Here is a 21,181-nt window from a genome sequence, read left to right as displayed (position 1 = left end):
GCTCAGGCGGTGTGCGCGGTGGAGACCGCTTCGGCGGCGGCCACCGCGGGCCGGGGCCGCGTGGGCAGCCCGATCATCATGAGAAGGCCCAGCAGGACGACGGCCACGATGCCCAGGATCCCGTAGCGCTGTTCGCCGAAGACGCCGATGGCCGTCCCGAACAGCAGCGGGGCCAGGAAGCTCACCGCACGCCCGGTCGTGGCGTAGAGCCCGTAGAGGGAGCCCTCCGTGCCCTCGGTGGTCAGCCGCCCCAGGTAGGACCGCGACGAGGCCTGGGCCGGGCCGACCGCTACGCACAGCGCCAGTCCGCAGACCCAGAAGGCCCCCTTGCCCTCGAGCAGCATCAGGGCGGTGCCGGCCACGGCGACCAGGGCCAGTGCGGCGACGATCACCGGCTTGGGACCCAGGCGGTCGTCGAGCTGGCCGCCCAGCAGTGCACCGAGGCCCGCGATCAGGTTGCCCGCGATCGCGAAGATCATGACCTCGGTGAGGCTGAACCCGAAGGTCCCCGCAGCGATCAGGCCGCCGAAGGCGAACACGGCGGAGAGGCCGTCGCGGAACACGGCCGAGGCCGCGAGGAAGTGCAGCGCCCGACGATCTGTGCGCCAGAGGTGGACCACCATGCGCACGATCTCCCGGTAGGGAGCCAGAGCTCCGCCGCCGGTGCCCGGGGCCCGGCGGCTGGGACACCGGGCTTCGATGCGGCGCAGGCTCACGATCAGCGGGACAGCCAGGACGACGCACCACACGGCGCAGAACAGGGCGACCGCCCGGACGTTGAGGGCCTCGTCCGTGGGCAGCCCCACGAAGCCGGGCGTGATGAAGCCGAACAGCACGAACGCGGTGGCCAGGATCGAGAAGATGTAGCCGACAGCCCAGCCGCGTCCGCTGACGCGTCCGATCGACTCCGGGGAGGTCAGCCCGGGAAGGGTCGCGTAGTAGTCCACGACGGCGAGCTCCTTGGCCGCGTTGGCGGCGCTGAGCAGGACGACGCCGAGCATGAGCAGCTGCTCCTCGGGACGCACGAGGAAGCAGGCTGCCGTGCACGCCGCGCAGATCCCCGTGAACACGGCGATGCCGGTCGATCGGCGGCCGCTGCGGTCGGAGAGCCAGCCGATCAGCGGAGCCGCCACGGCGATCATCACCGCGGCCACGACCGTTCCCCGGGACAGCATCTGCGTGGCGTGCTCGGTGCTGCCGAAGGACCCTGACGTCAGGTACGTCCCGAAGACGAACGTGATCATCAGCGCATCGATCACGGAGATCGCGGCGTCGTAGAGGTACCAGGAGCCCAGGGCGCCGGGCCCGGCGGGGGACAGCGGAGCAGGGGGAACCGTCGGATCGACGGCCGCGGGCCGCGCAGTGGATTCCATGATGCTGAAGACTAGGGGCGACGGCGGCCGTCGGACGATTTCGCGACAAGGTGAAGGTGGCCCTGGGCACGGCGGGGCCTGCCGGCGAGTTGGTAATCTGCTGGGAAGTTCCCCGCAAGACGACCCCGCAAGACGACTTACGAGCCGCTGCCCTCGTCGCCGGTCCCTCGACCGATCGGCCGGCCTGCAGAGCCGCTGGTCGTCGACTCCTCGAGCCGCAACGGAGGCGCACGTGCTGGCAGTGCTGATAGCCCACGCAGCCATCGCTCTGCTCGCACCGCCCCTGTTCACCCGCTTCGGCCGGTCCGCCTTCTACGTCATCGCGGCGGTGCCGGCGGCCTCGTTCATCTGGGTGCTGCTGCAGGGCGGGGCCGCGCATTCCGGGCAGTGGCAGCAGGTGATCCCCTGGCTGCCCACCATGGACCTGGCGATCGCCCTGCGCACCGACTCCCTGGCGTGGGTGATGTCGCTGATCGTGCTGGGCATCGGTGCGCTCGTGCTGGCCTACTGCGCCCGCTACTTTTCGGAGGACTCCCCGGACACGGGCTCCTTCGGCGCGCAGCTGGTCGCCTTCGCCGGGGCCATGTACGGGCTCGTCGTGGCCGATGATCTCCTGCTGCTGTTCATCTTCTGGGAGATCACGACCGTCCTGTCGTTCCTGCTCATCGGGTATGCCCGCGTCCGGCTCTCGGCTCGCCGCGCCTCCATGCAGGCCCTGATCATCACGACCGCCGGCGGCCTGACCATGCTCGTGGGCGTCATCCTGCTGGGGCAGAGCGCCGGCACCTACCGGATCTCCGAGCTCGTGGCCATGGGCCCGCAGCTGGCCTCGCACGGGCCGATCATCGACGTCGCGATCGCGCTGCTGCTCGTGGGCGCTGTGACCAAGTCGGCGCTGATCCCGTTCCACTTCTGGCTGCCCGAGGCCATGGCCGCCCCCACGCCCGTCTCGGCCTACCTGCACGCCGCCTCCATGGTGAAGGCCGGCGTCTACCTGGTGGCCCGGCTGGCCCCGGGCTACTCGGACACCGCCGCCTGGCAGCCCATGCTGCTCACGCTGGGCGTCGGCACCATGGTCTTCGGCGGCTGGGTCGCCATGCGCCAGTACGACCTCAAGTTGCTGCTGGCCTACGGCACCGTGTCCCAGCTGGGCTTCATGATCCTGGTCCTGTCCGTCGGCACCCCCGACGCCGCCCTGGCCGGCATGGCGCTGCTCGTGGGCCACGCGCTGTTCAAGGCGACCCTCTTCCTCACGGTCGGGATCATCGACCACGAGACCGGCACCCGAGACATCCGCAAGCTCTCCGAGCTCGGTCGCCAGATGCCCGTCCTGCTGGTCGTGGCGATCATCGCGGCGGCCTCGATGGCAGGCGTCCCGCCGTTCGGGGGCTTCGTGGCCAAGGAGGCCGTGCTCGGCACCCTGCTCCACGACGTCCAGGCGGACACGGGAGACGCCCTGGCCTGGATCCGCCTGCTCGGCGTGATCCTCGGCTCGGTGTTCACCGTCGTGTACTCGGCCCGCTTCGTGTGGGGCGCCTTCGGGGTCAAGCGCAGCGCGTTCGCCCAGCTGCCCACGGGCGAGGACGGCCGGCCCATGCGCACCCCGGCCCACCACGCAGCCCGCTCCTTCGTGGCCCCTGCCGTGGTGCTCACCGTCCTGACGATCGTCTACGGCTTCGTGCCCGGACCGGTCGAGCACTCGCTGCTGCCCTGGGTGGGCGAGTTCGCCGGCGAGGCCACGCTGCACCTGGCGCTGTGGCACGGCATCAACGGCGCGCTGCTGATCTCGCTGGGGATCATCGCGCTCGGGCTCCTCATGCACGCCAATCGCCGCACGCTGGCCGCGGTGCTGCACTCCCTGCCGCACATGACCCCGGCCGAGCGGATCTACCGCGAGGTCATCGACTCCCTGGACAAGCTGGCTGTGTGGGTCACGGGCAAGACCCAGAGGGGCTCGCTGAGCTTCTACCTCTCGGTCATCCTGATCACGGCGATCGTCGTGCCGGTCACCGTCCTGTTCCTCTACGAGACCCCGCCGCTGGGCTCCATGCGCATCGCGGACTCGTGGGGACAGCTCGTGGCGGCCGCGCTGATCATCGGCGCGTGCCTGGCCGTGCTGCGCGCGGGCAAGCGCTTCCTGGCCGTGCTGCTCGTCTCCGTGACGGGCTACGGCCTGGCGCTGACCTTCGCCCTGCAGGGCGCCCCGGACCTCGCGCTGACCCAGACCCTGGTGGAGACCATCGCCCTGGTGGCCTTCGTGCTGGCGCTGCGGACCCTGCCGGCGCCCGTGTGGGACCGCAAGGCCGATCGCACCCGCCTGCCGCGGGCCATCATCGCGATCCTCTTCGGCGGCTTCATGATGCTGCTGGCGGCCTTCTCCATGGCCTCGCGCACCGAGTCCCCGGTCTCGTTCGCCATGCCGCGGCTGGCCTACGAGGAGGGCGACGGCGCGAACGTCGTGAACGTGCTGCTCGTGGACATCCGCGTGTGGGACACGTTCGGGGAGATCTCCGTGCTGGTCCTGGCAGCCACCGGCATCGCCTCGCTGATCTTCGTGCTCGGGCGCCGGGACCGCCCGCACGCCACGGCCCAGCCCAGCACCGGGCAGATCCGCCAGATCCGCCAGCGCTCCGAGATCACCGCGCGCAGCTTCGAGACCGAGTTCGACCGCGCCTCGCGGTCCTTCCGCGGCGACGTGGACGATCCCTACATCGTGGCCGGGCGCACGCTGTCCCCGGAGCGGCGCTCGATCGTGCTCGAGATCGTGACCCGGCTGCTGTTCCACACGATCATCATGGTCTCGCTGTACTTCCTGATCGCCGGTCACAACCTCCCCGGCGGCGGATTCGCCGGCGGCCTGACCGCCGGTCTGGCGCTCACGCTGCGCTATCTCGCGGGCGGGCGCTACGAGCTGTGGCGCTCGACGCCCATCAACGCGGGCACCATGCTGGGCCTGGGCCTGGCCATCGCCGCGGTCTACGCCATAGCCCCGATCTTCTTCGGCGGCTCGATCATGCAGAGCTACACGTTCGAGTGGACCTGGCCGATCATCGGCGAGGTGAAGTTCGTGACCGCCATGATCTTCGATGTCGGCGTCTACCTGGTGGTCGTGGGCATGGTCCTGGACGTCCTGCGCTCGCTCGGCGGGCAGATCGACCGGCACACCGAGGACGAGGCGCTGCGCCGCCGTCGTCGTGCCGCCGGTCGCGGCGGTGCCCGCATCCGCGTGGTGCGCCGCCCCTCCTCGGAGCCGGGCAGCACCGGGGCGATCACCGTCCTGCGCGAAGAGGCCAGCGACGACGTCGACCTGACCGAGAGCGACGCCACGCAGGACGTCACCGTCTCCGAGACCGACCTCAAGGACTTCGGCGGCGGGGGCATGGACCGGCAGCAGATCCTCAGCGCCGGCAAGCGCACGAGCACCGATGACGACCGGACGGGGGAGGGACGACGATGAGCCTGAACCTCACCATGCTGGTGGTCATGGGCGTGCTCTACGCCGTGGGCGTCTACATGCTGCTCGAGCGCTCGCTGACCCGCGTGCTGCTGGGCATCATGCTGCTGACCAACGGCACCAACCTGCTGCTGCTGCACACCGGAGGGCTGCCGGGGCGCTCGCCGCTCTACGACTCCGGTCTGGACCCGAGGGCCTACTCGGACCCGCTGCCGCAGGCGCTCGTGCTCACGGCGATCGTGATCGGCTTCGCGATCACCGCGTTCCTGCTCGGCATGATCTACCGCTCCTGGGTGCTCTCCCATCGCGATGAGATCACTGACGACGCCGAGGACCGCCGCGTGGCAGTCCAGTCGTCGTACGACGAGGAGCTGGACGCCGAGGTGCCCGAGGAGGACTCGGAGTTCGACGACGACGAGATCGACAAGCACGAGAAGGAGAGGGCCGAGGAGCTGGCACGCCACCGCAGGGAGCAGGAGTCCGCTGAGCGGCGGCGTCAGCGCAAGGAGGGACGGCGATGAGCTTCGACATCATCCAGCTCGCCCCGCTGGCCATCGTCCTGCCCTTCCTGGGCGCGGCGCTGTCGCTGGTGCTGGTGCGCCGCAACCGGGCCCAGCGCTTCGTGGCGATCGTGTCGCTGTCGCTGACGCTGCTGGCCGAGTGCCTCGTGCTGGCCACGGCATGGGAGTCGGCCCCCACCTCGATCAACGTCGCCGGGTGGCAGGCCCCGTTCGGCATCGTGCTGGTCGTGGACCAGCTCTCGGCCATCCTGCTCGTGGTCTCGACCCTGGTCTCGCTGGCGGTGCTGCTGTTCGCGACCGGGCAGGGCATCGCCGACGGCGATGACGACGGCCCCATCTCGATCTTCTACCCCACGTTCCTGATCCTGGTCGCAGGCGTCTCGAACGCGTTCCTGGCGGGTGATCTCTTCAACCTGTACGTGGGCTTCGAAATCCTGCTGATGGCCTCCTACGTCCTGATGACCATGGGCGGCACGGCCCAGCGCATCCGGGCCGGCGTGACCTACGTGGTCGTCTCCGTGATCTCCTCGGTCCTGTTCCTGATCGCCATCGCGATGATCTACGCGGCCACCGGCACCGTGAACATGGCGGATCTGGCCGTGAAGCTCGGCGATCTGCCGGTGGGCACGCAGATGCAGCTGCACCTGATGCTGCTGATCGCCTTCGGCATCAAGGCCGCGGTCTTCCCGCTGTCGTTCTGGCTGCCCGACTCCTACCCCACGGCCTCGGCACCCGTCACGGCCGTGTTCGCGGGCCTGCTCACCAAGGTGGGCGTCTACGCGATCATCCGCACCGAGACGCTGCTGTTCCCGGGGGACAGGGCGGATCAGCTGCTGCTGTGGGTCTCGCTGCTCACGATGGTCGTGGGCATCCTGGGAGCGCTGGCCCAGATCGACATCAAGCGTCTGCTGTCCTTCACGCTGGTCAGCCACATCGGCTACATGATCTTCGGCATCGCGGTCGGCACGCAGACCGCCATGGCGGCAGTTGTCTACTACGTGGTCCACCACATCATCATCCAGACCAGCCTCTTCCTGGTGGCCGGTCTGATCGAGCGCCGGGGCGGGTCGACCAACACGGACCGCCTGGGCGGCCTGGTCGGGCTGTCGCCGCTGCTGGCCCTGCTGTTCATGATCCCCGCGCTGAACCTGGGCGGCATCCCGCCGTTCTCCGGCTTCCTGGGGAAGGCGGGCCTGATCCAGGCGGGCACCGACCAGGGCGGCTGGGCCATCTGGGTCGTGATCACCGGCTCCGTGCTCACCTCGCTGCTGACGCTGATGGCCCTGATGCGCATCTGGAACAAGGCGTTCCTGCGCGCCCCCGACGACGCCGACTACCCGGATCCGGTCCTGCTGGTCTCCCGGGACGAGGCACGGGAGCACGGGCCCCGCAGCGCCGCCTCGGTGTCCATGGACGCCGAGGGCGGCGGCCGGTGGGCCGGTCGCAGCAACGTGCAGCTCATGCCGTTCTCCATGGTGATGCCCACCGGGATGCTCGTGGCGGTCGGGGTCGCCCTCACGGTCTTCGCGGGACCGCTGTTCTCGGTGGCCGACAACGCCGCGGAGAACCTCATGCACCCCGAGCGCTACGTCGAGGCGGTCTTCGGCGACGAATCGGGACCGCGCGGCGTCGTGGACGACGGCGAGGACCCGAGCTCCGATGACCCTGCCGCACCGAGCCTGCCGGAGGGCGAGCAGTACGGGGAGGACGTGGGCGAGGACAGCGGCGCCGGCATCCAGCGCGAGGTCTACGACGGCACGGATTCGCGGCCCTCGGCCGAGGCCGACGCGCAGCGGCAGGGCGCCGAGCAGTCCGAGGAGGCAGATCAGTGAGCTCGACAGCGACATCCCGCGGGTCCGCATCCGCCCGGCCGCGGCGGCGCGAGCACCGCTGGGCCGTGGAGATCCCCCTGATCCTGTGGCTCATGCTCGTATGGGCCGTGCTGTGGGGCGAGCTGACGGCCAAGAACCTGCTGGTGGGCCTGGTGCTGTCCCTGCTGGTCACCCGGGCGCTGGCACTGCCGCCCGTGCAGCTGTCCAGCCGCTTCAACGTGCTGCACGCCGTGACCCTGTTCGTCACCTTCCTGTGGCAGGTCATCCGCGCCAGCTTCGAGGTCATGTGGACCGTGATCGCCCATGGGCCCAGGGCCTCCTCGTCGGTGACCGCCGTGCAGATGCGCTCGCACTCCGATCTGATCATGACCGCGACCGGAAGCACCACGGGACTGATCCCGGGCTCGGTGCTGCTGGAGGTGGACCGTCCGAACGCGATCCTCTACTTCCACGTCCTGGACGTGCACGACGACGAGGACATCGAGCACTTCCGGGAGTCCGTGCGCAACACCGAGGCTGCCTGGATCCGCATGATGGGCTCCCCGGAGGACTACGCCGCGCTGCGGCGCGAGGACGCCCAGAAGGGCCGTGGACTCAGCCCTCGGGCCGTGCTGCGCAGCTGGGCGGGCTACGCCCACAGATCGAAGGCCGAACGACGGGATGAGGAGCAGAGCCGATGAGCTCCATCGTCATGGCCGTGTGCCTCGTGATGCTCGCCGGTGCGGCCGTCGGCGTGCTGTACCGACTGGTGAAGGGACCCTCGCTGCTGGACCGCGTGCTCTCCAGCGACGTCCTGCTCTCCGTGGTGGTCGCCGCGATCGCCCTGGAGATGGTCTGGAGCGATCACTCCGACTACATGATGGTCATCGTGACCGTCTCGCTGCTGGGCTTCATCGGCTCGGTGTCCGTGGCGCGGTTCGTCCAGCCCACGCGGCCCCGGAAGACGGGCCAGACCGATGAGGGCGCCACCAAGGAGCCGGTCGAGGGCGAGCGGGCCGAGCAGGATCACCGGCCCGCCCCGATGCAGAAGCCCGCCCCGTCCGAGAAGGAGGGACACCGCTGATGGATCCCATGGACCTCGTGCTCGACATCGTCGTGGGCGTGCTGCTGCTCGTGGGCTGCCTCATGTCCCTGACGGCCGGCCTCGGCCTGATCCGGCTGCCGGACGTCCTGTCGCGTATGCACGCGGCCACCAAGCCGCAGGTGCTCGGTCTGCTGTGCATGCTGCTGGCCGTGGTGATCCACTCCCGCGAGTGGACGCTGCTGCCGCTGGCCCTGCTCGGCTGGGCCCTGATGCTGCTCACGGCGCCGGTCTCGGCGCACATGGTGGGGCGCTCGAGCTATCGGACCAAGCACGTGCTCGATGAGACGCTGATCGCCGATGACCTGGCCGCAGCCCTGGACGAGGCCGACACCGCCGAGTCGCAGGGCGGCGCGGATCGCCCGTCGTGATCCGCGACGGCTCGCCGAGCGCGCTAGGGTGAGCACCGAACCTCCGGCGTCGGCTGAGGCGCCGGTTCCGCGATCTCCCGAGTGGCTCACTCGGGGTAGGAGATGACATGAACCCCAAGATTATGGGACTCATCGGCACCGGCGCGTCCGTGCTGGGCGTGCAGGCCGCCACCAAGGGCCTCGACGCCACGTGGAAGAAGGTCACCGGCCGCCAGGTCCCGTCCAAGGGCGATGACCCCCGTGAGGACCGCTGGCTCGACATCATCCTGTTCGCCGTGGTCAGCGGCGTGCTGACCACGGTCGTGCGCACCCTGGTCAACCGCCAGGTCGCCGAGCAGCGCGAGAAGGCCGAGCTCAAGGCGCAGGAGAAGGCCAAGGGCCGCGCCTGATCTCGACCGGTCCGGGCCGGCCGCTGCGCGCGGCCTGCTGATCGATGGCGAAGGCGCCGGGAGCTGTGTGCTCCCGGCGCCTTCATCCGTTCCGGGTCCGGCTGAGGGTGACCTGCATCTGCTGCGCGTTTGGCGTAGGATCCCAGGCACACGACAGGGGAGCGCCCGAGGGCGCTGAGAGTGCGGTCCGCCGCAGACCCTCGAACCTGCTCCGGCTAGCACCGGCGAAGGAAGTCGAGCATCTCGGAGGTGCTTCTCGCGCGTTCCTGCGGGCGCCCGCCCACGCAGGAACGCGCGAGAAGCGCTTCTCCCCTCCTGATGACAGGGGCGCCGCGGCGTCCCCGGGCCCCCAGGAGGACCACCATGACGCAGCATCGCAGCACCGGTCAGATGAGCACCGGATCCGGCCTCGATACGCGCTCGGACCGCGACCCCGGAACCATCGGCTCCCCGCAGCGCAGCGCGCGCTCCCGCCTGAGGTGGCGCGTGCTCGACCTCGTGGTCCTCGCAGTGCTGGCCGCCGCCTGCGGCGTGATCTTCTGGGCCTGGTCCGCTCTGGTCTACCCCCTCTCCCAGGCCGTCACGGTCGGCTATCCCCCGGCGGGCGGCCTGCTGGTCGGCGGATGGCTGATGGCCGGACCGCTGGCCGCCCTCATCATCCGCCGCCCCGGCGCAGCACTGGCCTGCGAGCTGCTGGCGGCGTGCTTCGAGGGGCTGCTGGGCACCCACTTCGGCATGACGGTCGTGCTCTCCGGTCTCATCCAGGGCGCGGCGGCGGAGGCCGTCTTCCTGGCCGCCGGGTACCGCCGCTTCGGCCCGGTCGTGGCCGTGGCCTCGGGCGCTGCCGCCGGAGCGCTCGGGACACTGACCGAGTGCCTGATCTACTACTACGAGTGGCCGATGGCCCACCAGGCGGTCTACGTCGTGCTGGGCACGGTGTCCGGGGCGGTCATCGCCGGTCTTGCCATGTGGGCACTGACGCGCGCTCTGCGCTCCACGGGAGTGCTCTCGGGCCTGGCCTCCGGTCGATGACCGCTCGCACGCACGGAGCCGACAGGGCCGTGCGCGGCGGAGCCGCCGTGTTCGCGCGCGGCTTCGGCTGGCAGCCCGGGGGTCGGAAGACCCCAGCCATCGAGCAGGTGGACCTCGAGATCCCCGCGGGGCAGTGCGTGCTGCTGCTGGGCGCCAGCGGCTCGGGCAAGTCCACGCTGCTGCACGCCCTGGCGGGCGTGCTCCCGGACACCGAGGACGATGCCCCCGGGCCGGGGCCCGACGGCGGTCGCGCAGCGCCCTCAGGAAGCAGCGGCTCGCGCGGCGAACTGCTCGTGGACGGACAGCCCGCAGCCCAGCGCGGCGTCGTCACCGGCCTGCTCCAGCAGGATCCGGAGTCCTCGATCCTGCTGGCCAGGGCCGGCGACGACGTCGCGTTCGGCCCGGAGAACCTGGCCGTGCCCGCCGAGGAGATCTGGGACCAGGCCGATGCCGCCCTGCGGGCCGTGGGGCTAGAGATCTCCCGCAGCCGGGACACCTCGGCGCTGTCCGGCGGGCAGCAGCAGCGCCTCGGCCTGGCCGGCATCACCGCCATGCGCCCGCGCCTGCTGCTGCTCGACGAGCCCACGGCCAACCTGGATCCAGAGGGGGTGGCGACCGTCCGCAGGGCGGTCGAGACGGTGGTCGAGGACACCGGGGCCACGCTGATCGTGGTCGAGCACCGCACCGAGGTCTGGGCGGATCTGGTGGAGCGCGTCGTGGTCCTGGGGCCGCGGGGAGTGCTGGCCGACGGGAGCCCCGAGGACGTCCTCGGCGCCCGGGGGGCCCAGCGCGAGCAGCTGCGCCGCGCCGGCATCTGGCTGCCGGGCCAGCGCGCCGCCGCGGCCGCCCCGGCCCCCGCCCCCGGTGAGCTGCTCCTGCGCGCCGACGAGCTCGAGGTCTCGCGCGAGCAGCCCTCGCAGCGCCTGCTCTCCCGCCGCCGTCGCCGCGTGCGCCGCGGGGACGCGGTGCCCGACGGGGCCTGGGCCGGCGCCCCGGCGGCGCAGCCGGTGGACCTGCGCCTGCGCGCCGGCAGCGCGCTCGCGCTGACCGGGCCGAACGGCGCCGGGAAGTCGACGCTGGCCCTGACGCTGGCCGGTCTGCTCGTGCCGAGCGCCGGTACGGTGCGCGCTGCCGGCAGCCTCGCCGGAGGGCTGCCGGACGATCCTTCGGTATGGTCCGGCCCGGAGCTTGTGGAGCGCATCGGCACGGTCTTCCAGGAGCCCGAGCATCAGTTCCTCACCGGCAGCGTGCGCGAGGAGCTCGCCGTGGGCCCGCGCCGGGCCGGGGTCCCCGAGGACGAGATCGCCCGCCGCGTGGACGAGCTGCTCGAGCGGCTGCATCTTTCGGCCCACGCCGAGGCCAATCCCTTCACCCTCTCCGGGGGCCAGAAGCGCCGCCTGTCCGTGGGCACGGTGATGGCTGGAGCACCCCAGATCCTCATCCTGGACGAGCCCACCTTCGGGCAGGACGCAGTGACCTGGGCGGCCGTCGTCGAGCTGCTGGCCGAGCAGGTGCGGCAGGGCCGCTGCGTCGTGGTCGTGACCCATGATGACGACCTGGTCCGCGCCCTGGGAGCCGAGGAGATCGCGGTGCGACCCCGGACCCGGCCGACGGAGGAAGCGCGGCCCACGAGCGCGCCCGCTCGGCAGCGCGGCGCCCTGGCTTGCCGCGACGCCCTGGCCAAGCTCGGGGCGGTCGCGGTGCTGAGCCTGGCGCTGCTGCTCTCCGCGGATCCCGTGACCTCCGGACTGATCCTGGCCGTGGAGCTCGTGGGCCTGGCTGCGATCGGCCAGCGGCCCGGTGCTCTGCTGCTGCGGATCTGGCCCCTGCTGGTGGCCGCCCTGCTCTCGGGCTGGGGCACCGCGGTTCTCTCGGATGCCGGCGGGCACCTGTGGGTGAGTGCCGGGCCCCTGCAGCTGACCTCGGGCTCGATCGCCGCCGGGGCCGCGATCGCGCTGCGTGGGCTGGCCCTGGCCCTGCCGGGCGTCATGCTGCTGCTGAGCACCGACCCGACCGATCTGGCCGACCGGCTTGCCCGGACCATGCGGCTGCCGGTGCGGGTCGTGCTGGCAGCGCTCGTGGGGCTGCGCTTGGTCACGGTCATGATCGATCAGTGGCAGGTGCTCGTGACGGCTCGTCGGGCACGCGGCGTCGGCGGCTCCCGAGCCCCCCTGGCGGCAGTGCGGGAGCTGGGCGGGCGTGCGTTCGGGCTGCTGGTGCAGGCCCTGCGGCGGGCCTCGCGGCTGGCCGTGACCATGGAGGTGCGCGGCTTCGGCGGCGTGGTGGATGCCAGGGATCGGACCTGGGCCCGTCCGCTGCGCTTCGGGCGCGCGGATGCGCTGCTGCTGGGGGCGGCCATGGCCGCAGCGGCGGCCGCGCCGGCGGTCTCCGAGCTGCTGGGGACCCACCGCTTCATCTGGCAGTGAGGCCGAGGGCTCAGCCGGTGGGGCCGGGCTGGATGATGGTGGCGGACTCCCACACGGGATCGCGCTGCAGGTAGTCCAGCTCCTGCTGGGCCCACATGTCCCAGTAGGGCTCGAAGCCGCTGTCGCGGTTCAGGGCGCGCTCCCGGCGCTGGGCCTCCGGCAGCTCGACCCACACGGAGACGTCGAGGGCCTCTCGCGCCGGTGCGCTGCAGGCTCCCACACCCTCCAGGACCACGATCTCCGCAGCACGGGTCAGCCGCGGTCCGCCCGGCGAGTCGGCCAGCCAGTCCCACGCCGTCCAGTAGGCGTCCCGGCCGTCGCGCAGCGGGGAGAGGATGGACTCCTCGTACATGGCGATGCCCCGATCCAGGCCGTCCCAGCCCGGGTAGAGGTCCTCGAGGTGGAAGACCACGACATCTCGGGTCACGGACAGCACCTGCGCGAGCTGCCCGGCCAGCGAGGTCTTGCCCGCCCCGGAGCGCCCGTCGATCCCGATGAGGTGGGGCCGGTGGATCGGCTCGGTGAGCTGATGCATGAGGGCGATGCCCGAGGGGTTGCGCTCGGCGATCGCGGGGTCCATGTGCAGCTCGACGTCCTGCATGCCTCAGGCCCCTGCCTGTTCGCGGCGTGCTCGACGATCCCCGGCAGCGCGTCGACGACCATCTCCCACGTGCTCTCGAAGCCCTCGGCCCCGCCGTACCAGGGGTCCGCCACGCCCTGCTCGGACTCGGGCAGATCGGCGGCCTGCGGGTCGAAGGAGCGGTACAGGCGCACCCGGTCCTGGGCGCCCTCCGGGGCCATGGCGCGCAGGGCCCGAGCGTGCTCAGGAGTCATGGCCAGCAGGAGGTCGTGGTCCTGGAACCACTGCGGGGTGACCTGGCGGGCGCTGTGCCCGGAGGGATCGAGCCCCTCGCGCTCGAGCACCCGCGCCGCCCGGGGATCCACGGGGTTGCCGTGCTCCTCGTCCGAGATGCCCCCGGAGTCCACCTCGACCGATGAGGCGAGCCCGGCGCGATCGAGCTCGCGCTCGAGGGCCAGCTCGGCCATCGGCGAGCGGCAGATGTTGCCGGTGCACACGACTGCGATGCGATACATGCGCTCCAGTGTAGGCGGCATGCATGTGCGGCGTATGAGCGGGCCCTGACGAGCGCGGGACAGCGGAGTGCCCGGGCGCATCGGAAAGTTGATACGAACTGACTCAAGTCTGCTTGACACGAAGGTTGGCAGGGCTATACTTGAGTCCAGAAAGCTCAACGAGAGAGGCCGTCCGGGCCTAAAGGATCCGGCAACCGCTCGCAGTGAGCACCGCAAGAACAGATCCGAAGGCCCCGTCAGAGGCTTCGGCAGAAGGAGGAATCACCATGGCTCGAGCAGTCGGCATCGATCTGGGCACCACCAACTCCTGCGTCGCAGTGCTGGAGGGCGGCGAGCCCGTCGTCATCGCGAACGCGGAGGGCGCCCGCACCACCCCGTCGGTCGTCGCGTTCTCCAAGGACGGCGAGACCCTCGTGGGCGCCGTCGCCAAGCGACAGGCCGTCACGAACGTCGATCGCACCATCGCCTCGGTCAAGCGCCACATGGGCACGGACTGGACGACCTCGATCGACGGCAAGAAGTACACCCCGCAGGAGATCTCGGCCCGCACGCTCATGAAGCTCAAGGCGGACGCGGAGGCCTACCTGGGCGACGACGTCACGGACGCCGTCATCACCGTCCCGGCCTACTTCAACGACGCAGAGCGCCAGGCCACCAAGGAGGCCGGCGAGATCGCGGGCCTGAACGTCCTGCGCATCATCAACGAGCCCACCGCGGCTGCCCTGGCCTACGGCCTGGAGAAGGGCAAGGAGGACGAGAACATCCTCGTCTTCGACCTCGGCGGCGGCACGTTCGACGTCTCCCTGCTGGAGGTCGGCAAGGACGACGACGACTTCTCCACCATCCAGGTCGTTGCCACCGCCGGTGACAACCGCCTGGGCGGCGATGACTGGGATCAGCGCATCGTCGACTGGCTGCTGGAGCAGGTGAAGTCCAAGACCGGCGCGGATCTGTCCAAGGACAAGATCGCCCTGCAGCGCCTCAAGGAGGCCGCCGAGCAGGCCAAGAAGGAGCTGTCCTCGGCCTCCTCGACCAACATCTCGCTGCAGTACCTCTCCGTCACCAGCGAGGGCCCGGTGCACCTGGATGAGACCCTGACCCGCGCCAAGTTCGAGTCCCTGACCTCGGATCTGCTGGCCCGCGTGGAGCAGCCCTTCCGGGATGTCATCTCGGAGGCCGGGATCAAGGTCTCGGACATCGACCACGTGGTCCTCGTGGGCGGCTCGACCCGCATGCCCGCGGTCGTGGAGAAGGTCAAGGAGCTCTCGGGCGGCAAGGAGCCCAGCAAGAGCGTCAACCCGGATGAGGTCGTTGCGATCGGCGCCGCCATCCAGGCAGGCGTGCTCAAGGGCGACCGCAAGGACGTGCTGCTGATCGACGTGACCCCGCTGTCGCTGGGCATCGAGACCAAGGGCGGCGTCATGAACAAGCTGATCGAGCGCAACACGGCCATCCCGACCAAGCGCTCGCAGGTCTACACGACCGCCGAGGACAACCAGCCATCGGTCTCGATCCAGGTCTTCCAGGGCGAGCGCGAGTTCACCCGGGACAACAAGAACCTGGGCACGTTCGAGCTGACCGGCATCGCGCCGGCCCCGCGCGGCGTGCCGCAGATCGAGGTCACCTTCGACATCGACGCCAACGGCATCGTGCACGTGTCCGCCAAGGACAAGGGCACCGGCACCGAGCAGTCCATGACCATCACCGGCGGCACCTCGCTGTCGCAGGAGGACATCGACCGCATGGTCAAGGACGCCGAGGCCAACGCCGAGTCGGACAAGAAGCGCCGCGAGGCCGCGGACATGCGCAACAACGCCGAGCAGCTGGCCTACTCGACCGAGAAGCTCGTCAAGGACAATGAGGAGAAGCTTTCCGACGATGTCAAGACCGAGGTCCAGGCGGACATCGACGCGGTGAAGACCGCGCTCGAGGGCGACGACGACTCCGCCGTGGAGTCGGCCGTCGAGAAGCTGCAGGGCTCCATGGGCAAGATCGGCGAGGCCGTCTACTCGCAGGACGGCGCCGAGGGCGCAGCCGCAGGCGAGCAGCCCGCCCAGGATGAGGACGAGGACATCGTCGACGCCGAGGTCGTCGACGACGAGAAGGATTCCGACTCGTCCAAGTGACCCGCGCTGCGAGGCTCGCCCGAGCGCCTGGCGGGACCCGTCGCGCACAGCGGCGGCCCCGCGACGGCGCCGGGCGGGCCTCGTCCGCATCCGCACCCCGTCGCGCGAGCCCCAGCCCGTTCGGGCGGGCTGCGCGCCCACACCGCTTGAGGAGCCAGATATGACCACCAATCCAGAGGACCCGCGCTCGGAGGATCAGGTGCCCGGCGAGGCCGAGCAGCCCGCCGAGAACCAGGACCAGGCCTCGGCCGAGCAGCCGCTGACCCCGGAGGACGTCCTGGGCGCGGAGCAGACCGAGGAGGCCCGCCAGGCCGATCAGGCCGGCTCCGCCGAGGGCGAGCCGGAGGGCGATGACCTCGCCCGCGAGCGGCTCGAGGATCTGCGTCGACTGCAGGCCGAGTTCGTGAACTACAAGAACCGCACGGCCCGCGAGCGTGATCAGCTGCGCGATCACGTCATCGGCGACGTCGTCGCCTCGCTGGTCCCCGTGCTCGATGACATCGACGCCGGCCGCCAGGCCGGAGAGATCACCGACGGGCCCTTCGCCCGGATCTCCGACAAGCTCGAGGAGTCGCTGCAGCGCAACGGGCTGCAGCGAGTCGGCACGGTCGGCGAGGCCTTCGATCCGAACGTGCACGAGGCCGTGCTGCAGCAGCCCGCCGAGGGCGTCGAGCCCGACCACGTCTCGCTCGTGCTGCGCTCCGGCTTCCGCGTGGGCGGGCGCGTGGTGCGCGCGGCCCAGGTGGCCGTCGCGCCGGGCGACTGAGCCGGCCCGCTCGCGGAGGCGAGCGCCGTGACACGAGCCGCGCAGCGGCCCGTGCACCTGAGATGACGGGGGCGTCCGCCTCGGCGGGCGGCCCCGTCATCTCCTCCCGGCAGACCCGAGGGATACGGGCCCCCGGAAGCACCATCACCACCGTCAACTGCCCCTGAAAGGAGGCGTCATGGCCAGTCAGGACTGGATCGACAAGGACTTCTATGGCGTTCTGGGCGTCTCCAAGGACGCGACCGACGCCGAGATCAAGAAGGCCTACCGCACGCTCGCCAAGAAGCACCACCCGGATCGCCACCCCGGTGACCCGGAGGCGGAGGCCCGCTTCAAGGAGATCTCCGAGGCGCACGACGTCCTCGCCGATCCCGAGGAGCGCCAGCAGTACGACCAGATCCGCGCCATGGGCTCCGGCGCCCGCTTCGCCGGCGGCTCCGGAGGCGGGGGCTTCGAGGACCTGTTCGGCGACGCCTTCGGAGGGGGCGGGCGCACCCGCACCCGCTACACCACCACCGGCGGCGGCGGAAGCTTCAGCTTCGAGGACCTCTTCGGAGGCGGCGGCTTCGGCGGTGGGGGCTACAGCGGCGGCTACAGCGCCGGAGGCTTCGACGGCTACGAGTCCCCTCAGCCGCCCGCCAAGGGCGAGAACCTCACCACGTCCACGCTGATCTCCTTCGACGACATGCTCAAGGGAACCACGGTGCGGCTGCGCCGCTCCGACGGCAAGACCACCACGGTCAAGGTCCCGCAGGGCGTGCGCGATGGCCAGAAGCTCAAGCTGCGGGGCAAGGGCCATGACGGCCCGGGAGGCCCGGGCGACCTGATCCTCACGGTCAAGGTCGGCGAGCACCCGGTCTTCTCCCGCAAGGGGGAGACGGACGACCTCCTGGTCACGGTGCCGATCTCCTTCCCGGAGGCCGCGCTCGGGGGCACCGTCCAGGTCCCCAAGCCGACCGGCGGCACCGTGTCGCTGCGCATTCCGGCCGGGACGTCGTCGGGACGCCGCTTCCGCGTGAAGGGCCAGGGCGTGCACTCGTCCAAGGGCCAGGGCAATCTGATCGTCACCGTGGAGGTGGCCGTGCCCGCCGAGCTCAACGACGCAGCCAAGAAGGCGGTCGAGGACTTCGCCGCCGCCACAGCCGGCGAGGATCCCCGGGCCAAGCTCATGGAGCGCGCCGGCGCGTGAGCCGGCTCCGAGCCCGGCCTCGCAGCGCCGGCCCGGGATCGCTCCCGGGTCCGCCCGCCGGGACACCGGAACCCCGTTATCTGGAAAGGAACGTGAATGCCATGGCTCTCGACACGGACAAGCCGCTGTTCGTGATCTCCGTGGCGGCCGAGCTGGCATCCATGCACCCGCAGACCCTGCGCCAGTACGACCGCCAGGGGCTGGTCCGCCCCTCCCGGGCCCCGGGGCGCGCTCGGCGCTACTCCCAGCGCGATGTGCAGAAGCTGCGCCACGTCCAGCAGCTGTCCCAGGACGGCGTCTCCCTGCAGGGGATCAAGCGCATCATCGAGCTCGAGAGCCAGGTCGCCGCCCTGCAGCACCGTCTCACCGAGCTCACGCGGGAGCGCGACGAGGCCCTGGAGCAGGTGGAGTCCGATCAGTCCGTGTTCGCGGCCACGGCCTCGGGCGAGATCGTGCGCCTGCCCCGCGGCAGGCGGCGCCTGCCGAGCGAGCGCCCCGGGGTCTCCAGCTCCCGGGCGCTGATGCTCTACCGCCCGAGCGACGGCCAGGGGCGCGCCTCCGCGACGCAGCGGCAGCGGTGCTGAGGTAGCACCGCGGCACGCGCTGGTCGCGGCTGTGAAGACGGCGGTCCGTCCTCCCCGGGACGGGCCGCCGCCTTCGCCTATGGTGAAGCAGTCCATCGAACCGCGACACCGAAGGCACCCCATGCCCAGGAGCGAAGCGTCCGGCACCCCCACCGAGTCCCGACGACACGGGAAGGAGGCCGCAGCAGGGCGAGCCTTCCTGCGGGAGATCACCTACCCGCACAACATCCACCCGGTGCTGGTACCCGGTATCTCGGTGGACGGCCAGCTCAACCGCTACGGCGTGGACCGCATCATCACCGTGGTCACCGGAGCGCTGATCCTGGCGTTCATCGTGTGGGGCCTGCTCGACACCCAGTCGCTGACCGAGATCTCGACGGCCGCGCTGCAGTGGACCAGCGTGAACATGGGCTGGGCCTTCAACTCCCTGGCCGTGGGGCTGCTGATCTACCTGGTGTGCCTCGCCCTGTCGCGCTACGGCCGGATCCCGCTCGGCCTGGACACCGACGAGCCCGAGTACTCGACCGCGTCGTGGGCGGCCATGCTCTTCGCGGCGGGCATCGGCATCGGCATCATCTTCTTCGGGCCGTTCGAGCCCATGACCTACTTCCTCTCGCCGCGCCCCGGCTCGGTCGATCCGGGCACGCAGGAGGCCATGAAGCTGGCCTCGGCCCAGGCCGCCCTGCACTGGGGCCTCAACGCGTGGGCGATCTACGGGATGGTGGGACTGGCCGTGGCCTACGCCTCTTACCGCCGCGGCCGCGTCCCGCTGATGAGCTCGGTGTTCGCCCCGTTCTTCCGCGACGGGCGCACGGACAACGCCGTCGGGAAGATCATCGACATCCTGGCGATCATCGCCACGCTGTTCGGCACGGCCGCCTCGCTCGGCATCGGGGCGCTGCAGATCGGGCGCGGCGTCGAGATCTTCGCCGGCCTGGGCGAGACGGGCAATGCCATGGCGCTGATGATCATCGCCCTGCTCACCTCCGGATTCATCGCCTCGGCCGTCTCCGGGGTCTCGCGCGGCATCCGCTGGCTGTCCAACATCAACATGGTGCTGGCGGTGGCCCTGGCGCTGTTCTTCTTCATCGTGGGCCCCACGGCGTTCCTGGCCAACTACGTCCCCGCCGTCGTGGTCACCTACTTCGCGGAGCTGCCCACGATGCTCTCCGCCTCGATGTCCGACGGCCCCGAGATGCAGGAGTTCCTCTCCTCGTGGACCACGTTCTACTGGGCCTGGTGGGTCTCCTGGTCGCCGTTCGTGGGCGTGTTCGTCGCCAAGATCTCGCGCGGACGCACCATCCGGCAGTTCATCTTCGGGGTGCTGTTCATCCCGTCGTCGATCGTGGTGCTGGCCTTCACCATCCTGGGCGGCACGGCCATCCGGGAGCAGCTGCAGAACCGGACCATCGCCCCGGACGGCACGGCGGCCAGCCTGCCGGCCCCCGAGGAGATCTTCTTCGTCGTGGCCGAGACCCTGCCCGGCGGGGCGGTCGTGACGGGGATCGTGATCGTGATGCTCGCGGTCTTCTTCATCACGACCGCCGATTCGGCCTCCGTCGTGGCCTCCCAGATGTCGCAGAAGGGCAATCCCGAGCCCCGCAGGCTCGTCACCGTCTTCTGGGGGCTGTGCATGGCCGGGATCGCGGTCGTGCTGCTGCTGGTCGGCGGTGAGAACGCCCTGACCGGACTGCAGAACATGATCACCGTGACCGCGCTGCCGTTCACGCTGATCATCTTCGCCATGGCCGTGGCCTTCCACAAGGATCTGCGCACCGACCCCTACATCCTGCGCAGCGCCTACGGGGAGTGGGCCCTGGAGAAGGCCGTGCGCCACGGCGTGGACGAGCACGGCGACGACTTCATGCTCGCCGTGCAGAAGGCCGACGGCCCCGACCGGGAGTGGGCCACGGCGGCCGATTTCGACTCCTCGGCCAGCGAGTACACCGACTGGTACCAGCGCACCGATGAGAACGGCCGTCCCGTGGACTACGACTGGGGCACGGGCACGTTCCCCGCTCAGGAGGACGAGCCCCGCAGCCCGGACGCCGACGGGTCGTCGGTCGAGGGGCGCCCGGAGGCCGGCGCCCAGCCGGGCGCCGAGGCCGGCCCCGGCGAGGATCAGCCCGAGAAGCGGTAGGTCAGATCCCGCGGAGTGCGCCCGGCCTCCCTGGCCTTGCGCTCGAAGCTGGTGAGGGTGCGGCCCTCCCAGCGCGGCGCCCAGCCCTGATCCGGCTGGGCGTCATCGGCCAGGGGGCCGGGGTGCAGGTTCTCAAAGCGGCCGTCGGCCTCGATGACCTCGCGCATCTGGATCGCGTACTCCTGCCAGTCCGTGGCCAGCCGCCAGGTGGCCCCGGGGCGCAGCACGCGGGCGACCTTCTCGACGAAGCCGGGGGAGACCAGGCGGCGCTTGTGGTGGCGCTTCTTGTGCCACGGATCGGGGAAGAAGACCCACAGCTCGTCGACCGAGGCCGGCTCCAGGAAATGCTCGAGCACCTCGGGGGCATTGGCCTGCACGGCGCGCACGTTGGTGGCCCCGGCGGCGTCGGACTTGGAGAGCAGGTCGGCCAGACCGGGGGTGTAGACCTCGACGGCCAGGAAGTCCTGCTCGGGGACTTCGGCGGCGCGGTGGGCCATGGCCTCGCCCAGCCCGGAGCCGATCTCGACGACCAGCGGGGCGCGCCGGCCGTAGACGGCCTCCTGGTCGAACACGGCGTGGGCGGCCACGGAGGTGTCGGTGATCTCGCGCGGGACCTGAAGGATCCGCTCGGGGGCCAGCTCGTCCCAGGCCCTCTGCCGGCGATGGGTCAGGCGGTCGCCGCGGCGCACGAAGGACAGCGGCTGGCGGTGGAAGCGGGTGGGATCCGCATCCCCGCCGGTCTGGTCGTCGGTCTCGGGCGCGGTCTGATCGGGGGAACTGTGCTCGCTCATCAGTCGGTGAG

The 21,181-nt window shown here is 70.9% G+C and carries 18 protein-coding genes and 1 riboswitch; of the genes, 14 read left to right on the top strand and 4 right to left on the bottom strand.

Translation table 11 applies throughout. The features are described 5' to 3' along the window. Positions 1–2 precede the first annotated feature (2 nt). Positions 3–1,373, bottom strand: coding sequence for an MFS transporter (locus OVA15_RS08715; protein ID WP_268144383.1), 1,371 nt, complete (start codon positions 1,371–1,373; stop codon positions 3–5). A gap of 232 nt (positions 1,374–1,605) precedes the next feature. On the opposite strand from OVA15_RS08715, the gene OVA15_RS08710 reads away from it, so the two are divergent. The 9 genes from OVA15_RS08710 (at position 1,606) to OVA15_RS08665 (ending at position 12,479) form a co-directional block, all read left to right on the top strand. Next, on the top strand, positions 1,606–4,830 hold the full coding sequence (locus OVA15_RS08710) for a Na+/H+ antiporter subunit A (RefSeq protein ID WP_206390685.1): 3,225 nt from the start codon (positions 1,606–1,608) through the stop codon (positions 4,828–4,830). Further along, the gene (locus tag OVA15_RS08705) at positions 4,827–5,348 is read left to right on the top strand and encodes a Na(+)/H(+) antiporter subunit C (protein ID WP_006213853.1); all 522 of its coding nucleotides are present in this window, start codon (positions 4,827–4,829) and stop codon (positions 5,346–5,348) included. Before OVA15_RS08710 ends, OVA15_RS08705 begins: the two co-directional genes overlap by 4 nt. After that, positions 5,345–7,180, top strand: coding sequence for a Na+/H+ antiporter subunit D (locus OVA15_RS08700; RefSeq protein WP_206390684.1), 1,836 nt, complete (start codon positions 5,345–5,347; stop codon positions 7,178–7,180). Before OVA15_RS08705 ends, OVA15_RS08700 begins: the two co-directional genes overlap by 4 nt. After that, complete coding sequence (locus OVA15_RS08695; protein ID WP_061712173.1) at positions 7,177–7,860, top strand: Na+/H+ antiporter subunit E; 684 nt, start codon at positions 7,177–7,179, stop codon at positions 7,858–7,860. The genes OVA15_RS08700 and OVA15_RS08695 overlap by 4 nt, the downstream gene beginning before the upstream one ends. Beyond that, entirely contained in the window at positions 7,857–8,243 is a 387-nt protein-coding gene (locus OVA15_RS13280) for a monovalent cation/H+ antiporter complex subunit F (RefSeq protein WP_326493278.1), read from the top strand. Before OVA15_RS08695 ends, OVA15_RS13280 begins: the two co-directional genes overlap by 4 nt. Further along, a complete protein-coding gene (gene mnhG / locus OVA15_RS08685) occupies positions 8,243–8,632 on the top strand; it encodes a monovalent cation/H(+) antiporter subunit G (RefSeq protein ID WP_024289798.1) in 390 nt (129 codons plus the stop codon). The genes OVA15_RS13280 and mnhG overlap by 1 nt, the downstream gene beginning before the upstream one ends. A gap of 107 nt (positions 8,633–8,739) precedes the next feature. Further along, on the top strand, positions 8,740–9,021 hold the full coding sequence (locus OVA15_RS08680) for a DUF4235 domain-containing protein (protein ID WP_206390682.1): 282 nt from the start codon (positions 8,740–8,742) through the stop codon (positions 9,019–9,021). Between the two features lie 145 nt (positions 9,022–9,166). Next, positions 9,167–9,271: riboswitch (TPP riboswitch) on the top strand. Positions 9,272–9,384: 113 nt separating this feature from the next. Next, positions 9,385–10,053 carry an ECF transporter S component gene (locus tag OVA15_RS08675; RefSeq protein WP_268144378.1) on the top strand — a complete coding sequence of 223 codons (669 nt, stop codon included), beginning with the start codon at positions 9,385–9,387 and terminating at the stop codon, positions 10,051–10,053. After that, on the top strand, positions 10,050–12,479 hold the full coding sequence (locus OVA15_RS08665) for an ATP-binding cassette domain-containing protein (RefSeq protein ID WP_326493277.1): 2,430 nt from the start codon (positions 10,050–10,052) through the stop codon (positions 12,477–12,479). The genes OVA15_RS08675 and OVA15_RS08665 overlap by 4 nt, the downstream gene beginning before the upstream one ends. A 10-nt stretch (positions 12,480–12,489) precedes the next feature. Here the strand turns inward: OVA15_RS08665 and OVA15_RS08660 are convergent, their stop codons facing one another. After that, positions 12,490–12,906, bottom strand: a complete 417-nt coding sequence (locus OVA15_RS08660) for a hypothetical protein (protein ID WP_268144376.1) — start codon at positions 12,904–12,906, stop codon at positions 12,490–12,492. Beyond that, on the bottom strand, positions 12,903–13,574 hold the full coding sequence (locus tag OVA15_RS08655) for a low molecular weight protein-tyrosine-phosphatase (RefSeq protein WP_326493276.1): 672 nt from the start codon (positions 13,572–13,574) through the stop codon (positions 12,903–12,905). Before OVA15_RS08655 ends, OVA15_RS08660 begins: the two co-directional genes overlap by 4 nt. 266 nt (positions 13,575–13,840) lie before the next feature. Here OVA15_RS08655 and dnaK point away from each other — a divergent pair, with 266 nt between their 5' ends. The 5 genes from dnaK to OVA15_RS08630 all read left to right on the top strand — a co-directional run bounded on the left by dnaK (position 13,841) and on the right by OVA15_RS08630 (position 20,379). After that, positions 13,841–15,700 carry a molecular chaperone DnaK gene (dnaK, locus tag OVA15_RS08650; protein ID WP_268144374.1) on the top strand — a complete coding sequence of 620 codons (1,860 nt, stop codon included), beginning with the start codon at positions 13,841–13,843 and terminating at the stop codon, positions 15,698–15,700. Between the two features lie 160 nt (positions 15,701–15,860). Beyond that, the gene (locus OVA15_RS08645; protein ID WP_268144372.1) at positions 15,861–16,466 is read left to right on the top strand and encodes a nucleotide exchange factor GrpE; all 606 of its coding nucleotides are present in this window, start codon (positions 15,861–15,863) and stop codon (positions 16,464–16,466) included. A gap of 178 nt (positions 16,467–16,644) precedes the next feature. Beyond that, complete coding sequence (locus tag OVA15_RS08640; protein WP_268144370.1) at positions 16,645–17,655, top strand: DnaJ C-terminal domain-containing protein; 1,011 nt, start codon at positions 16,645–16,647, stop codon at positions 17,653–17,655. Between the two features lie 101 nt (positions 17,656–17,756). After that, positions 17,757–18,239 (top strand): heat shock protein transcriptional repressor HspR, encoded by a 483-nt coding sequence (locus OVA15_RS08635; protein ID WP_268144368.1) that lies wholly within the window; start codon positions 17,757–17,759, stop codon positions 18,237–18,239. 121 nt (positions 18,240–18,360) lie between these two features. Next, a complete protein-coding gene (locus OVA15_RS08630; protein WP_268144367.1) occupies positions 18,361–20,379 on the top strand; it encodes a BCCT family transporter in 2,019 nt (672 codons plus the stop codon). On the opposite strand, the gene trmB is transcribed toward OVA15_RS08630, so the two are convergent. Beyond that, a complete protein-coding gene (gene trmB, locus OVA15_RS08625; RefSeq protein ID WP_200904742.1) occupies positions 20,361–21,170 on the bottom strand; it encodes a tRNA (guanosine(46)-N7)-methyltransferase TrmB in 810 nt (269 codons plus the stop codon). The two genes, OVA15_RS08630 and trmB, sit on opposite strands and share 19 nt — an antisense overlap. Positions 21,171–21,181 lie beyond the last annotated feature (11 nt).

The sequence above is a fragment of the Kocuria sp. SL71 genome, from assembly GCF_026672465.1.
GTDB classification, from domain to species: Bacteria; Actinomycetota; Actinomycetes; order Actinomycetales; family Micrococcaceae; genus Kocuria; species Kocuria palustris.
The sequence above is the reverse complement of the archived record's forward strand: the minus strand, read 5'-3'. Positions and strand labels throughout refer to the sequence as shown.